Origin of the sequence: Streptomyces sp. 4F14 (genome assembly GCF_048159485.1) — a bacterium.
In the GTDB taxonomy this organism is placed as follows: domain Bacteria; phylum Actinomycetota; class Actinomycetes; order Streptomycetales; family Streptomycetaceae; genus Streptomyces.
Window position 1 is genome coordinate 1 of the sequence record NZ_JBLRVY010000235.1, and the last position, 370, is coordinate 370.

Annotated in this window: 1 pseudogene; it reads left to right on the forward strand. The window is 63.8% G+C overall.

The features are described 5' to 3' along the window. Positions 1–144: 144 nt before the first annotated feature. Positions 145–370: pseudogene (locus tag ACLZOT_RS50485) on the forward strand (hypothetical protein); the annotation flags it as partial.

Here is a 370-nt window from a genome sequence, read left to right on the forward strand (position 1 = left end):
GCGAGCCCGGTACCGGGACTCCTTTTTGTGCGCGATTCGTGAGCAACAGCAGCGTATTTCATGCCCATCGGCCAAGGCGGTGAGACTTTTCGGAATTCGGCGTGCCGCTGATTGCGTCGGAATACTTCCTATTAGCCTCCGTAATTGTACGAAGTCGATCTCCCGGACGCACTCCCGGAGATCGCGAACCACTCCACTCCACCGGAGATGAACATGCACAAGCTCCGCACGGCCGCCGTCCTGGTCGCCGCCCTCGGCACGGTCGGCCTCCTGGGCTCGGGCGCCGCCCACGCCGACGGCGACTGGGGCAGCCAGAAGCGCACCAGCAGCAACAGCATCAGCGTCCTGCAGAGCACCAGCTGCAAGTCGC